Source organism: Rathayibacter sp. VKM Ac-2762 (genome assembly GCF_009866585.1).
Taxonomy (GTDB): domain Bacteria; phylum Actinomycetota; class Actinomycetes; order Actinomycetales; family Microbacteriaceae; genus Rathayibacter.
This window is the reverse complement of record NZ_CP047419.1, coordinates 441,883-455,562: the sequence shown is the minus strand read 5'-3', so window position 1 is coordinate 455,562 and position 13,680 is coordinate 441,883. Positions and strand designations below refer to the sequence as shown.

Here is a 13,680-nt window from a genome sequence, read left to right as displayed (position 1 = left end):
CGGACTCCCGGGGTCGGCGATCCCGCACCTCCGTGCAGAAGCGCCCGGCTCGCGGATCCGGGGATCCGAGCGAACCGGGCGCCTCGAGCCGAGCAAGGCCGTCCTACACGTTGAAGCGGAACTCCACGACGTCGCCGTCCTGCATCACGTAGTCCTTGCCCTCGATGCGGGCCTTGCCCTTCGCGCGGGCCTCGGCGATCGAGCCGGTCTCGACGAGGTCGTCGAACGAGATGATCTCGGCCTTGATGAAGCCCTTCTGGAAGTCGGTGTGGATGACACCGGCGGCCTGGGGCGCGGTCCAGCCCTTCCCGATGGTCCAGGCGCGCGTCTCCTTCGGGCCGGCCGTGAGGTAGGTCTGGAGGCCCAGGGTGTCGAAGCCGATGGTCGCGAGCTGGTTGAGGCCCGACTCCGTCTGGCCGGTCGACTCGAGCATCTCGGCGGCGTCGGCCTCATCGAGGTCGATCAGCTCGGACTCGATCTTCGCGTCGAGGAAGATCGCCTTCGCCGGCGCGACCAGGGCTGCGAGCTCTGCCTTCCGGGCGTCGTCGGTCAGCACGGCCTCGTCGACGTTGAAGACGTAGATGAAGGGCTTGGCGGTCAGCAGGCCCAGCTCGCGGATCGGCTCCAGATCGATCGAGGAGGCCGACAGCGGCTTGCCCTGGTCGAGGAACTCGCGCGCCTTCTTCGCGGTCTCGACCACGATCGGCTCGATCTTCCTCCCCTTGAGCTCCTTCTCGTAGCGGGCCTCGGCCTTCTCGAGGGTCTGGAGATCGGCGAGGACCAGCTCGGTGTTGATCGTCTCCATGTCGCTGGCGGCGTCGACCTTGCCGTCGACGTGGACGACGTCGGAGTCCTCGAAGCCGCGGATGACCTGCGCGATGGCGTCGGCCTCGCGGATGTTCGCGAGGAACTTGTTGCCCAGGCCCTCGCCCTCGGACGCGCCGCGCACGATGCCGGCGATGTCGACGAAGGAGACGGGCGCCGGGAGGATGCGCTCGGAGCCGAAGATCCCGGCGAGCACCTCGAGGCGGGAGTCGGGCAGGTTCACCACACCCACGTTCGGCTCGATCGTCGCGAACGGGTAGTTCGCCGCGAGCACCGTGTTCTTGGTCAGTGCGTTGAAGAGCGTCGACTTGCCGACGTTGGGGAGACCGACGATTGCGATAGTGAGAGCCACGGGCATCCATCCTACGGCGTGGCGGCGGAAGGGCCGGGCGGGCGGGGCGCGGAGGAACGGGAGGCGCCCGCCCGCGGCCGGCGGGTGCTCCCGCCCGCTCGGGGCGACGCGCGCGCGACGCTCCCTGCGGCGTCGGAGGTGCGTGAGAGGCTGGAGCGTGCCCATCGACTTCACCGCCATCGACTTCGAGACCGCCAACTCGCACGGGGCCTCCGCCTGCTCCGTCGGGCTCGTCAAGGTCCGCGACGGCCGCGTCGTCGACCGCGCCGGCTGGCTCATCCGCCCGCCGCTGGGGTACGACGACTTCCTCGAGTGGAACACGCGGATCCACGGCATCCGCAAGCACGACGTGCACGCCGCCGCCTCCTGGGTCGACCAGTTCGCCGACCTGGCGGCCTTCGCCGGCGAGGACGTGTTCGTCGCGCACAACGCCGGCTTCGACATGGGCGTCATCCGCGCAGCCTGCGCGGCGACCTCCCTCGAGCACCCCGAGTACGACTACCTCTGCTCGCTGCAGCTCGCCCGCAAGACGTACGAGCTCGACTCCTACCGCCTCCCCGTCGTCGCCATGGCCGCGGGCTTCGAGGACTTCCGCCACCACGACGCGTCGGCCGACGCCGAGGCGTGCGCCGCGATCGTCGTGCACGCGGCCCGGCGGCACGGCGCCGCGAGCATGGCCGAGCTCGGCGAGCTGGCCGGCGTCTCCGTGAAGCGCCTGCGCCCGAAGGCCCCCGTCGCCGCCTGACGTCCGGCATGCCGAGCCGGCTCGAGACGATCGGCTCAGCCGCGGGGGTCGCCGAACCAGGTGCTGAAGATGCGCCAGAAGTTCCGGTTCCCGTAGGCCGAGCAGTCGTCGCCCTCGCCGTAGAGGTTCGCGAGCGCCGCCGCGTTCGGCTGGTACGGCGTGTAGTAGTAGAGACCCGCCGTGGCCGTGTTGGCGATCGTCACCGGGGCGGTGCCGCAGGACTCGTCCGGGGAGTAGCGGACGTCGCCGGCCGCGCCGACCGGGTACCAGTCGAAGCTCGAGTCCGGGTTCCGGTAGCGCTGGAACTGCCACGCCGCTCCGTACACCTGCGCGGCGAAGCCGTAGGAGTCCGTGTCGCAGTCGGCGGTGTCCGGGCAGCCGTAGCCCGTGGCACTGCGGAACTGCCGCTCGCTCGGCTCCGGATCGGTCACGAGCGACTGCTCCTTCTGCAGCAGCACCAGGAGGACGGCCGGATTCACGCCGCACGCGCCGGCGACCGAGGTGATGATCTCCGCGGCCGGGACGTCGCGTCCGGCGGGCAGCGCGTCGCACTGCTCGTCGGCCGTGATCGCCGCGGTGTCCTCGGCGTAGTCGCGCAGGCACGGCACCGGCCCGCCCGCGCAGTCGGGGACGCGGGCGTCGAGGAACGCCTGCACCGTGAGCGGTCCGAGCGCGTCGCCGGCGAAGAAGACCTCGTCGGAGATCAGGTCGCCCGGGTCGAAGTCGGCCGCGACGGGGCCCGGCTGGAGGAAGGTCCACAGCCGGACGGTCTGCGGCTCGGACGGCACCGCGGCGAGGCGCGTGCCGTCGACGGACCCTCCCAGCAGGAGCGCCACCAGCGCCCCGACGACGGCGACCGCACCGCCCCGCCGGCGTCGGACGCCGGTCGGGGACGGTGCGGTCGGGGTCATCCCTCCACGCTAGTGGCGGGGCCGCGGGCGATCAGCCGCAGGGGGTGAGGCGCGCGACGTCCTCCGAGAGGGTCGTGGGACCGCCGAGGAGGACGACCCGTTGCGCTCCCGACTTCGCGATGTCGGTCAGGACGGCGCGGGGCACGCAGGTCGTCGGCACGGCGAACAGCGGGCTGTTCGAGTAGCCCGCCGCCGTGGCTCCGGCGAGGGCGTCGGGGAAGTTCTCGCCCGTCGCCAGGAACACGGTCTTGGCCCTCGAGAAGGCGGCCCGGTTCAGCTGCTCCGAGGTGTCGTAGCGGTCGACTCCGCCGATGCGGGTGATGGTCGACACCGGAAGCGAGTTCTTGATCCCCTCGCTCACCGACAGGGGGCTGCCCGCGATGGTGAGGTTCTGCACCTTGAGCCCCGAGAGGATGCTCTTCGTCACGGCGTCCGCCGTGCTCCCGGTGCCGTTGACCAGGACGACGGGAGCGTTCACCGAGCCGGCTGCGGCGCTCGCGCCGAGCGCGTCCGGGAACTTCTCGCCGGTCGCCAGCCAAGCGCGCGACGAGCCGCCCGAGAAGGCGTACTGGATGATCTTCCTCGAGGTGTCGTAGCGGTCGGTCCCGCCGAGCCGCTGGATCGACGAGGTGTAGCCGCGGAGCTGGTCGTACACGCCCTTGCCGACGCTGAGCTCCGATCCGACGACGACGATCTTCGCGGGCTTCAGGCGGTCGAGCTCGTCGCGGACGGGCTGGGACATGCCGTCGCGGTCGACCAGGAGCAGCGGACCGCCCTGCTTGGCCGCGGCCGGGGCGGCGCTCAGCGCGTCGGGGAAGTTCGCGCCGGTCGCTATGTAGACGACGGGGACGTTCGGGCCGAAGACGGCCTTCGAGATCTCGACGGCGGTGCCCTGGCGGTCGGTGCCGGCCAGACGCGAGACGTCGATCCCGGCCGACGTGCTCACGGTCGAGCAGCCGAGATCCTTCCGGCCGGGGCCCCGGGAGTCGCCCGAGCCGACCCAGCGGTTCCACTCGACGGAGTCGGTGGAGACGCAGACCTGGTAGGTGCCGGGTGCCGAGACGGGCGTGGTGGCGCCGAAGCCGTGTGCGCGGCCGGCGACGGAGTACTCGTCCGGGATGTCGCCGCGGTCGCCGTTCGCGGTCTGCGTGCGGACCGTGCGGGTGCCGTCGGGGCCGGTCACCGTGACCGTCGTGGTCAGCGCGGCCTGCTGCGTCGTCGGATCGACGGCCCAGCCGGACACGCTCAGCGTGCTGCCCGAGATGCGCGGGGCGTCGACGCGTCCCGCGGGGGCGATCCCGGCGTTGGCCAGGGTGCCGTTCGGGTTCCAGTCGCTGAAGAGGTACCAGAAGTTGATGTTGCCGTAGGTCGCGCAGGCCGCGTTGCCGGAGCCGGTGAGCGCGTAGTCGTTGGGCTGGTACGGCGTGTAGTAGTAGAGGTCGGCCGTGGCCTGGTTGCGGATGGTGACCGGTGAGGAGCCGCACGCGGTGCTCGGGTAGTAGGCGACGTTCGGCGTCGTGCCCGGAGCGTAGGTGGTGAAGTTCGAGCCGGAGCCGGGCGGGTTGGCGTAGCGCTTGAACTGGCGGGCCGCGCTGTAGACCTGGGTGAAGAATCCGGCGGAGCCGGGGTCGCACGCCGCGGTGTCCGGGCAGTTGTAGCCGGTCGCCTTGGCGTAGTCCTCGGGGCTCGGCGTCGTGTCGGTGACGAGGCTGCGCTCCTTCTGCACGAGCACGACCAGGGCGAGCGGGTTGATGCCGCAGGCCAGGCCGACGCGCGTGAAGATCGAGGCCGACGACTCGCTGCCGGAGCCCTGGTAGGCGCTGCACATCGCGTCCGCCGCCTTGGACGGCGTCGCCTGCGAGAAGTTCTTGAGGCAGGGGGCGGTGCCGGCGGTGGAGCACCGGCTGCCCTTCTCGTTCAGGAGCGACTGCACCTGACCGGTGCTCAGCGCGTCGCCGTCGAAGAACTGGGCGTCGCTGACGATGAAGCCGGCGCGGAAGCTCTTCGTCTCCTCGGCGCTGTACTGCGTCGACTGGTCCGGGACGCCGAGGTCGGCGCGGTCGAGGGACGCGTCGAGAGCGCCGGTCTCGACCGAGACGGTCGACGGCGCGTCCTCGGCGGCGGAGGCGGAGGTGATCGGGACGAGGGCGGTGCCGAGCCCGAAGGCGAGAGCGAGCGCGGCCGTGAGCAGGCGCGATGAGCGGTGGTGATTCCCCATGATCGCGAAGTCTACGAGGCGGTCGCAGGGCGTCCTGGCCCTCGTTCGGTGGTCGTGGCGCGTCGATCGATCGATGTCGGAGGTGCGTGGTGTCATCGGCGGCATGGATCTCTCCTTCGCCCTCGGCCTGGTGGTCGGCGCGCTCCTCGCGGGAGTCGTGGCCGTCCTCCTCGCCCGCTCCCGCACGCCCGACGCCGCCCTCGCCCTCGACCTCGCGACGGCCCGCGCCCGCGCGGAGGGCCTGGAGGAGCGGCACGAGGCCGTCGTCGAGCAGCACCGCGAGCACCTCGGCTCCGCCCGCGACCAGATCCGCGAGCTCCAGGAGCAGCTGCGCGTCGTCGCCGAGCGCGAGCGGCACGACGCGCGCATCCTGCAGACCCTCTCCCCCGTCGCCGAGAGCCTGCGCGGCATGCAGGAGGCGGTCGGCCGGCTCGAGCGCGAGCGCGCCGCCCAGTTCGGGGCGATCACCGAGCAGCTCGAGGGACAGCGGGCGGCGGGCGAGCAGCTGCGCTCGACGACCGAGACCCTCGCGTCCGCGCTCCGCTCCACCACGAGCCGCGGCGCCTGGGGCGAGACGCAGCTGCGGAACGTCGTCGAGGCCGCCGGGCTCACCCAGCGGGTCGACTTCGACGTGCAGTTCGGGCTCGAGGGCGAGGCGGGCCGCGGCCGCGCCGACATGGTGGTCCGCCTGCCCGGCGGCAAGGCGATCGCGGTGGACGCCAAGGTGCCGTTCGACGCGTACCTGGAGGCGAGCGCGATCCCCGCGGGCGCCGGCGGAGAGGAGGAGGCGCGGCGCGCGGGGCTCCTGCGCGCGCACGTCCGCGCCCTCCGCGGCCATGTGGACGCGCTGGCCGCCCGCTCCTACTGGACCGGTCTCCCGGCGAGCCCCGAGTTCGTCATCGCGTTCGTGCCGAGCGAGCCGCTGCTCGCGAGCGCGCTCGACGCCGACCCGAGCCTGCTCGAGTACGCGTTCCGCAAGCGCGTCGCCCTCGCCTCGCCCGTGACCCTGTGGTCGGTGCTGAAGACCGTCGCCTACACCTGGCAGCAGGACGTGCTCACCGACGACGCCAAGCGCCTGCTCGACCTCGGCAAGACGCTCTACGCCCGTCTCGGCACCCTCGCCGACCACGCCGAGGGCCTGCGCCGCTCGCTCGAGAAGACGGTCGACTCCTACAACGCCTTCGCCGGCTCGCTCGAGAGCCGCGTGCTGGTCACCGCGCGCCAGTTCGACTCCCTCGACGAGTCGCGCGTCATCGCCCCGGTCGGAGGAGTCGCCTCCTCGCCGCGACGCCTCACCGCCGTCGAGCTGCTCGCCGCGGACGACGAGTCCGAGCGGAGCGCGTAGGGCCCCGGGTCCCCGCTGAGCGAGCACCGGGCGTGCAGGCCGGGCGCGAGCGGCGCCGTGCATCCGGCTCGACACCCGGACGACCGCAGCTCGCGACGGCGCTCCACCTCCGCGGCTCGGGGGAGGAGCGCCCGCGAGCCGTCTCGAGACCCGCCGCGGCCCCGCCCGCTCGCCTCGGTGACCGGGGCCGGTGTCCTTCCGCGTCCTGCACGCCGAGACGCCGCCGCACTCGACGAGTGCGCCGTCAGCGGAGCGGCGCCTCGGCAGCAGTGCGGGGTCTCTGAGAGAGCGTGACGGCCTAGACCCACTTCTCCGCGAGGTGCTGGGCGGTCACGCGGCGGATGGTGCCCGAGCGGGAGCGCAGCACGATGGACTCCGTCGTGATGACGTGGCCCTCCTTGCGCACGCCCTTCACGAGCCCGCCGTTCGTCACTCCGGTCGCGACGAAGTAGGTGTTGTCGCTGCGGACGAGGTCGTTGGCGTGGAGCACGCGGTCGAGGTCGTGCCCGGCGTCGATGGCACGCTGGCGCTCGTCGTCGTCCTTCGGGCGGAGGATGCCCTGGATGACTCCCCCGAGCGCGCGGATGGCGCAGGCCGTGATGATGCCCTCGGGCGTGCCTCCGGTGCCGACGCACATGTCGAGTCGGGAGTCGTGGCGAGCGGCGTTGATGCCGCCCGCGACGTCGCCGTCGAGCAGGAGGCGCGTGCCGGCTCCGGCCGCGCGGATGTCCTCGATCAGCTGAGCGTGGCGCGGGCGGTCCAGCACCGCGATGCGCATCTCCTCGACGGGCTTGCGCTTGGCGCGGGCCAGGGCGCGGATGTTCTCGCCGATCGGGCGCTGGATGTCGATGATCCCGACGCCCTCGGGCCCGGTGACGATCTTCTCCATGTAGAACACGGCGGAGGGGTCGAACATCGCGCCGCGGTCGGCGACGGCGATCATCGAGAGCGCGTTCTGGCGCCCGGCGGCGGTCAGCGAGGTGCCGTCGATCGGGTCGACGGCGATGTCGGCGGCGGGCCCCGAGCCGTTGCCGACGTGCTCGCCGTTGAAGAGCATGGGCGCGTTGTCCTTCTCGCCCTCGCCGATCACGACGACTCCGTCGAAGTTCACGGTCCCGAGGAAGGTGCGCATGGCGTCGACCGCTGCGCCGTCGGCGGCGTTCTTGTCCCCCTTGCCGATGAAGGGCACGGCGCGGATCGCGGCGGCCTCGGTGGCGCGGACGAGCTCCATGCCGAGGTTGCGGTCGGGGTGGAGGTAGAGCGAGTCGTTGTCGATCACAGAGCGGAGTCCTTCGTCGTCGAGTTCGTGCACGTCGTCGCAGGACCCGCGGAGCGGATCCCCATCCCTGTCCGAAGCCTAGTCCAGGGCCCTCCACGGGCGGAGGGACCGCGGAGGGGCGCCTCGCTAGACTCGTCCGCGACGCGGGCCTCGCCCGACCCCCCTTCGTTCATCCGTCAAAGGAGATGCCATGCCCGTCGCTACCCCGGACCAGTACGCAGAGATGCTCGACAAGGCGAAGGCGGGCGGCTTCGCCTACCCGGCGTTCAACGTCTCGTCGTCGCAGACGATCAACGCGGTCCTCCAGGGCCTCACCGAGGCGGGCTCGGACGGCATCATCCAGGTCACCACCGGAGGCGCGGACTACTTCGCCGGCCACACCGTGAAGAACCGCGCGGCAGGCGCGATCGCCTTCGCGAGGTTCGCGACCGAGGTCGCCAAGAACTACCCGGTCACGGTCGCGCTCCACACCGACCACTGCCCGCAGAACGCGCTCGAGGGCTTCGTCTACCCGCTGATCGCCGCCTCCGAGGAGGAGGTCAAGGCCGGTCGCGAGCCGCTCTTCCAGTCGCACATGTGGGACGGCTCCGCGATCCCGCTCGACGAGAACCTCGCCATCGCGAAGGAGATCCTCCCGCGCGTCAAGAACATCAACGCCATCCTCGAGGTCGAGATCGGCGTCGTCGGCGGCGAGGAGGACGGCGTCTCGCACGACATCAACGAGCACCTCTACACCACGCTCGACGACGCGATCGCGACCGTCGAGGCCCTCGGCTTCGGCGAGCAGGGCCGCTACATGGCCGCCCTCACCTTCGGCAACGTCCACGGCGTCTACAAGCCGGGCAACGTCCGACTGCGCCCGGAGCTGCTCCGCGAGATCCAGGACGGCCTGCAGGCGAAGTACGGCATCGGCGCGCTCCCCCTCGATCTCGTCTTCCACGGCGGCTCGGGCTCGACCGACGAGGAGATCGCCGAGGCGGTCCGCAACGGCGTCGTCAAGATGAACATCGACACCGACACGCAGTACGCGTTCAGCCGCTCCGTCGCGGACACCGTGCTGAAGAACTACGACGGCTTCCTCAAGGTCGACGGCGAGGTCGGCAACAAGAAGGTCTACGACCCGCGCTCGTGGGGCAAGATCGCCGAGACCGCGATGGCCGCGCGCGTCGCCGAGGCGACCCGTCAGCTCGGCTCGGCCGGGAACTCCGGGAAGTAGGGCACCGCTCCGTGACGAACGCACACGATCAGCCGGGCGACAGGCGTCCGGAGCCGCAGTACGGCGAGTACGCGCCGCCCGGCTGGTCGTGGCAGCCGCCGGAGGACGCCGTGGTCGTCCCCGACCCGCGGGGGTCGGAGACCGATCCGAGGTCCGCGACCGCTCCGGCCGCGAAGCCGGTCGCGCATCCCGTCGACCGCCTGCTCACGATCGTGCTGCTCGCGCTCGGCGTGTTCTTCGCCGTGCCGACGCTGCTCGACCCCTCGAGCTTCGCGACGACCCTCCAGGAGCTCTACCGCTCCCAGGGCATCGGCACCTACGCGTCGCCGGAGCTCGCGCGGATCCTCGGCGTCGTGGTGGCGCTCGCGCAGTCGCTGATCGTCGCCTTCGCGGTGTGGATCTCGATCCGGCGGCTCCGCGCCGGCAAGCGCGCCGTGCTCGTCCCGATCCTCGGGATCGCGGCGACCGTGCTGCTCTCCCTGATCGTCGCGGCGATCGCCATCCTGGGCGACCCGACGTTCGCGGAGTACGTCACGCGCATGTCGGGCTCGCAGGGCGGCGCCGGCACCGACGTCTAGCGTCGATCCCCGTTCCACCGCACACGGAAGAGGCCGCCGCTCCCGAGGGAGGGCGGCCTCTTCCGTGTCCGGGCCGGAACGCTCTAGGCGCCCGCTCCCGCGCTGATGCGTCCACCGACGCCGCGGGCGTCGCGCTTGCCGGCGACGTCCTTGCGCAGCTCCTTGGGGAGCGAGAACATCAGGTCCTCCTCCGCGGTCTTGACCTCCTCGACATCGCCGTACCCGGCGGCGGCGAGGTCGTCGAGGACCTCCTGGACGAGCACCTCGGGCACCGAGGCGCCGCTGGTGACGCCGACGGTGCGGATGCCCTCGAGCCACTCCTGCTTGATCTCACTCGCGTAGTCGACCCGGTAGGCGGCCTTCGCGCCGTACTCGAGGGCGACCTCGACGAGGCGCACGGAGTTGGAGGAGTTCGCGGAGCCGACGACGATGACCAGCTCGGCGCCCGCGGCGACCTTCTTGATCGCGACCTGGCGGTTCTGCGTGGCGTAGCAGATGTCGTCGCTCGGCGGGTCCTGCAGGTTGGGGAAGCGCTCGCGGAGACGGCGCACCGTCTCCATCGTCTCGTCGACCGAGAGCGTCGTCTGCGAGAGCCAGACGACCTTGTCCGGGTCCTTCACGACGATGTTCGGCACGTCGTCGGGGCTGCCGACGAGGGTGACGTGATCGGGGGCCTCGCCCGCGGTGCCCTCGACCTCCTCGTGGCCCTCGTGGCCGATGAGGAGGATCTCGAAGTCGTCGCGCGCGAAGCGGACGGCCTCGCGGTGCACCTTCGTCACCAGGGGGCAGGTCGCGTCGATCGCCTGGAGACCGCGGTCGGCCGCGCCCTGGACGACGGCCGGTGAGACGCCGTGCGCGCTGAAGACGATGTGCGATCCCTCGGGCACCTCGTCGACCTCGTCGACGAAGATGGCGCCCTGGCTCTCGAGCGTGGAGACGACGTGCACGTTGTGCACGATCTGCTTGCGCACGTAGACCGGGGCACCGTAGTGCTCGATGGCCTTCTCGACGGCGACGACCGCGCGGTCGACTCCGGCGCAGTAGCCGCGGGGCGCGGCGAGGAGAACGCGCTTGCGGCCCTCGACGGGGACGTCGCGCAGACGCCCTGTGGCGCGGGGCATGCGCGGCATGGGCAGGCTGATCGGGACTTGGCTCACCCCCTGATTCTACGTGGTGCATCCTGTGCCCGGGCCGTCCCGGTGTCGGACCCGTCCCGTACCGTTGTCGTCGCGGGAGGGCACTCCCGCTCCCCCGTCCCTCCGAGCAGAGGCAGCGATGACCGACGCCCCACCCACCGCCGACGCACCCTGGCCGGTCGGCCTGCTCGCCAGCAAGATCAAGGGCTGGATCGAGCGCCTCGGCACCGCGTGGGTCGAGGGCGAGATCACCCAGTGGGGCGCGTCCGGCGGCAACGTCTACGGGAAGCTGAAGGACCTGTCCGGAGACGCGACGGTCGGCTTCACCGTCTGGTCGTCGGTGCGGAGCCGCCTCCCGGCCGACCTCAAGCAGGGCGATCGGGTCATCGCGCTGGTGAAGCCCAACTACTGGGTCAAGGGCGGCACGCTCTCGATGCAGGTCTTCGAGATGCGCCACGTCGGCCTGGGCGATCTGCTCGAGAAGCTCGAGCGGCTCCGCCGGCAGCTCGCGTCGGAGGGGCTGTTCGACGCCTCCCGCAAGAAGCCGCTGCCGTTCCTCCCGCACGGCGTGGGCCTCATCACCGGCAAGGACTCGGACGCCGAGAAGGACGTGCTGCGGAACGCGCAGCTGCGCTGGCCGGCCGTGCGCTTCCGGGTGGTCCACTCGGCCGTGCAGGGCGACCGAACGGTCCCGGAGGTGCTCTCGGCCCTGCGGACCCTCGAGGCCGACGACAGCATCGACGTGATCGTGATCGCCCGCGGAGGCGGCGACTTCCAGAACCTGCTCGGCTTCAGCGACGAGGCGCTCGTGCGCGCCGTCGCCGCCTGCTCCACTCCGGTCGTCAGCGCGATCGGCCACGAGGCCGACCGCCCGCTGCTCGACGACGTCGCCGACCTGCGCGCCTCCACTCCCACCGACGCCGCGAAGAGGGTCGTGCCCGACGTCTCCGACGAGCTGCTGCGCGTGCAGCAGGCCCGGCTGCGGATGACCGGCCGCGTGAGCGGGCTCGTCTCGCACGAGATCGACCGGCTCTCGCAGCTGCGCTCGCGGCCGGTGCTCGCCCAGCCGCACGTGCTGGTCGACCGGCACTCCGAAGAGCTGACCCGCTGGGTCGCGCGCGGCGCCGAGCTGGTGGACCGCCGCCTCGAGCGCGCGCACCTCGAGGTCGAGCGCCTGCACGGCCACCTGCGCGCCCTCTCCCCCCAGCACACCCTCGACCGCGGCTACGCGATCGTCCAGAACGCGGCCGGGCACGTCGTCCGGGCACCCGGCGACGCGCCGGCCGGCGGCGCACTCGTCCTCACGCTCGCGGAGGGGGCCGTCGGCGCCCGCTCCGAGGGGCCCACCGGCGATCCCGCCGGCCGGTCCTGAGCCCGCCGCGCCACCCGTCCCCCCTCAGCCCCGATCGATAGGATCAGACCCATGCCCGACTCCCCCGACGCCCCGGCGACCGACTCCGACGTCTCGGGATTCTCCTACGAGCAGGCGCGCGACGAGCTCGTCCGCGTCGTGTCCGAGCTCGAGCAGGGCAGCTCCACCCTCGAGCGCTCGCTCGCCCTGTGGGAGCGCGGCGAGGCCCTCGCCGCCCGCTGCGAGGAGTGGCTGATCGGAGCACGCGCCCGGCTGGACGCGGCCCGCTCCGGAGGGGCGGCCGCCGGATGAGCCGCGCGAAGCCCGCGCGGGTCGTCGCCGAGCTCGGGCGCCCGGAGACGGCCGCCGAGACGGCCGCACGCAAGGCCGAGAACTCTCGGCTCTACCGTCAGCGCAAGACGGTCAACAATCTCGTCTTCTCGCTGCTCGCGACCGTCGGCGCGGTAGCGCTCATCGTCCTGCTCGTCCCCCGCGGCGACACCGTGGAGCTCTCCTCGGTCGACGTCCCCCGCGTCGCCGCGCAGGTCCAGCTGGGCGAGGAGCAGACGCTCGCCGTGCCCTCCCTGCCCGAGGGCTGGAAGGCCAACGCGGCCGAGCTCCGCCGCGAGAACGGCACCGACTACTGGTACGTCGGCCTGATCACGCCGAAGGCGGGCTACATCGGCCTGAGCCAGGGGCTCGACGCGGACGCGGCCTGGGTCGCGACGCAGCTCGACCGCCGGGCGGCGACCGGCGTCGAGACGATCGACGGCCGCGACTGGACCGTCTACGACCACCGCGACTCCGGCGACGACACCGGCAACACGCCCTACGCACTCGAGACGACGGAGGGCTCCAGCACCTACCTCGTCTACGGCACGGCCCCGACGGACGAGATCCGCCTGGTCGTCGACGCCATCACCCCGCAGATCGGCCAGGAGGAGTCCCGATGAGCCTCGGAACCAGCAGCACCGTCCCCCGCGAGTCCCGCCCGCCGGCGTGGGTCTGGAAGGAGATGCTCCGCGGCAACCAGCGCTTCGTCGCCGGCGAGCCCCGCCACCCCCGCCAGGACGTCGAGCGCCGCGCCGAGCTCGCCGCCGCGCAGGCCCCGCTCGCCGCGCTCTTCGGCTGCAGCGACTCCCGCCTCGCGGCCGAGATCATCTTCGACCTGGGGCTCGGCGACCTCTTCGTCGTCCGCAACGCCGGCCAGGTGATCGCGGACTCCATCATCGGCTCGCTGGAGTACGGTGTCGCCGTCCTCGGCGTGAAGGTGCTGCTCGTGCTCGGCCACGACGAGTGCGGAGCGGTCCGGGCGGCGATCCAGTCGCAGGCGCCCGGCGCCGAGCGGCTCCCCCCGCACATCGAGCACCTGATCGAGCCGATCATCCCCGCGGTGCGCCGCCTCGTGGGCGCTCAGCCGGACGGCCGCGTGCTCGTCGACCCGTCGGCGACCGACGCGCTGGCCGTCGGCCGCGAGCACCTGCGCGACACGGTCGCCGAGCTGCTCCAGCGCTCCCCGCTGATCGCCGACGCTGTCGCGACCGGGCGGCTCGCCCTCGTGGGCGCCAACTACCGGCTCTCGGACGGCACCGTGATGTCCGATGTCGTGCTCGGCATCGATCCGCCCGAGCTCAGCCCCTACGTCTCCGAGCTGGAGCGCGACTCCGGCTCGGCCTCCTCCGCCGCCGCTCCGAGCGCGGTGGGATCGGATCCCGCGTGAGCGG

13 protein-coding genes are annotated in these 13,680 nt (G+C 72.2%); 8 read left to right on the top strand and 5 right to left on the bottom strand.

Annotated features, from left to right (window positions below; genetic code table 11):
- Nucleotides 1–103: 103 nt before the first annotated feature.
- A complete protein-coding gene (gene ychF / locus GTU71_RS02210) occupies nt 104–1,177 on the bottom strand; it encodes a redox-regulated ATPase YchF (protein ID WP_104222958.1) in 1,074 nt (357 codons plus the stop codon).
- A 157-nt stretch (nt 1,178–1,334) separates the two neighbouring features.
- On the opposite strand from ychF, the gene GTU71_RS02205 reads away from it, so the two are divergent.
- Nucleotides 1,335–1,922: an exonuclease domain-containing protein gene (locus GTU71_RS02205; protein WP_104224410.1), complete on the top strand. Its 588-nt coding sequence runs from the start codon at nt 1,335–1,337 to the stop codon at nt 1,920–1,922.
- Between the two features lie 35 nt (nt 1,923–1,957).
- On the opposite strand, the gene GTU71_RS02200 is transcribed toward GTU71_RS02205, so the two are convergent.
- Nucleotides 1,958–2,833, bottom strand: a complete 876-nt coding sequence (locus GTU71_RS02200; protein WP_159939208.1) for a hemagglutinin — start codon at nt 2,831–2,833, stop codon at nt 1,958–1,960.
- A gap of 31 nt (nt 2,834–2,864) precedes the next feature.
- Complete coding sequence (locus tag GTU71_RS02195) at nt 2,865–5,051, bottom strand: cell wall-binding repeat-containing protein (RefSeq protein ID WP_159939207.1); 2,187 nt, start codon at nt 5,049–5,051, stop codon at nt 2,865–2,867.
- A gap of 103 nt (nt 5,052–5,154) precedes the next feature.
- Between GTU71_RS02195 and GTU71_RS02190 the strand changes: the two genes are divergently transcribed.
- Nucleotides 5,155–6,396 carry a DNA recombination protein RmuC gene (locus GTU71_RS02190; protein ID WP_208543606.1) on the top strand — a complete coding sequence of 414 codons (1,242 nt, stop codon included), beginning with the start codon at nt 5,155–5,157 and terminating at the stop codon, nt 6,394–6,396.
- Between the two features lie 298 nt (nt 6,397–6,694).
- On the opposite strand, the gene glpX is transcribed toward GTU71_RS02190, so the two are convergent.
- Complete coding sequence (gene glpX / locus GTU71_RS02185) at nt 6,695–7,627, bottom strand: class II fructose-bisphosphatase (protein ID WP_097165697.1); 933 nt, start codon at nt 7,625–7,627, stop codon at nt 6,695–6,697.
- A gap of 238 nt (nt 7,628–7,865) precedes the next feature.
- On the opposite strand from glpX, the gene fbaA reads away from it, so the two are divergent.
- The gene (gene fbaA, locus GTU71_RS02180; protein ID WP_159939206.1) at nt 7,866–8,891 is read left to right on the top strand and encodes a class II fructose-bisphosphate aldolase; all 1,026 of its coding nucleotides are present in this window, start codon (nt 7,866–7,868) and stop codon (nt 8,889–8,891) included.
- Between the two features lie 11 nt (nt 8,892–8,902).
- Nucleotides 8,903–9,469: a DUF6264 family protein gene (locus GTU71_RS02175; protein ID WP_159939205.1), complete on the top strand. Its 567-nt coding sequence runs from the start codon at nt 8,903–8,905 to the stop codon at nt 9,467–9,469.
- Between the two features lie 83 nt (nt 9,470–9,552).
- Here the strand turns inward: GTU71_RS02175 and GTU71_RS02170 are convergent, their stop codons facing one another.
- Complete coding sequence (locus GTU71_RS02170) at nt 9,553–10,599, bottom strand: 4-hydroxy-3-methylbut-2-enyl diphosphate reductase (RefSeq protein ID WP_104225527.1); 1,047 nt, start codon at nt 10,597–10,599, stop codon at nt 9,553–9,555.
- Nucleotides 10,600–10,744: 145 nt separating this feature from the next.
- Here GTU71_RS02170 and xseA point away from each other — a divergent pair, with 145 nt between their 5' ends.
- Genes xseA through GTU71_RS02150 form a run of 4 tightly spaced genes read left to right on the top strand, consistent with a single transcriptional unit; the run spans nt 10,745 to nt 13,676 of the window.
- On the top strand, nt 10,745–11,977 hold the full coding sequence (xseA, locus tag GTU71_RS02165) for an exodeoxyribonuclease VII large subunit (RefSeq protein ID WP_104224417.1): 1,233 nt from the start codon (nt 10,745–10,747) through the stop codon (nt 11,975–11,977).
- Between the two features lie 51 nt (nt 11,978–12,028).
- Complete coding sequence (locus GTU71_RS02160) at nt 12,029–12,268, top strand: exodeoxyribonuclease VII small subunit (protein WP_104224418.1); 240 nt, start codon at nt 12,029–12,031, stop codon at nt 12,266–12,268.
- Nucleotides 12,265–12,909, top strand: coding sequence for a DUF4245 domain-containing protein (locus tag GTU71_RS02155; protein ID WP_104225525.1), 645 nt, complete (start codon nt 12,265–12,267; stop codon nt 12,907–12,909). Before GTU71_RS02160 ends, GTU71_RS02155 begins: the two co-directional genes overlap by 4 nt.
- Complete coding sequence (locus GTU71_RS02150) at nt 12,906–13,676, top strand: carbonic anhydrase (RefSeq protein WP_208543312.1); 771 nt, start codon at nt 12,906–12,908, stop codon at nt 13,674–13,676. The genes GTU71_RS02155 and GTU71_RS02150 overlap by 4 nt, the downstream gene beginning before the upstream one ends.
- The last annotated feature ends 4 nt before the right edge of the window (nt 13,677–13,680 follow it).

Coding starts and splice junctions, on each gene's coding strand:
- GTU71_RS02155 (WP_104225525.1), top strand. CDS start 12,265: ATGAGCCGCGCGAAGCCCGCGCGGGTCGTCGCCGAGCTCGGGCGCCCG.
- fbaA (WP_159939206.1), top strand. CDS start 7,866: ATGCCCGTCGCTACCCCGGACCAGTACGCAGAGATGCTCGACAAGGCG.
- GTU71_RS02160 (WP_104224418.1), top strand. CDS start 12,029: ATGCCCGACTCCCCCGACGCCCCGGCGACCGACTCCGACGTCTCGGGA.
- GTU71_RS02150 (WP_208543312.1), top strand. CDS start 12,906: ATGAGCCTCGGAACCAGCAGCACCGTCCCCCGCGAGTCCCGCCCGCCG.
- GTU71_RS02170 (WP_104225527.1), bottom strand. CDS start 10,599: ATGCCGCGCATGCCCCGCGCCACAGGGCGTCTGCGCGACGTCCCCGTC.
- glpX (WP_097165697.1), bottom strand. CDS start 7,627: ATGGAGCTCGTCCGCGCCACCGAGGCCGCCGCGATCCGCGCCGTGCCC.
- xseA (WP_104224417.1), top strand. CDS start 10,745: ATGACCGACGCCCCACCCACCGCCGACGCACCCTGGCCGGTCGGCCTG.
- GTU71_RS02200 (WP_159939208.1), bottom strand. CDS start 2,833: ATGACCCCGACCGCACCGTCCCCGACCGGCGTCCGACGCCGGCGGGGC.
- GTU71_RS02195 (WP_159939207.1), bottom strand. CDS start 5,051: ATGGGGAATCACCACCGCTCATCGCGCCTGCTCACGGCCGCGCTCGCT.
- GTU71_RS02190 (WP_208543606.1), top strand. CDS start 5,155: ATGGATCTCTCCTTCGCCCTCGGCCTGGTGGTCGGCGCGCTCCTCGCG.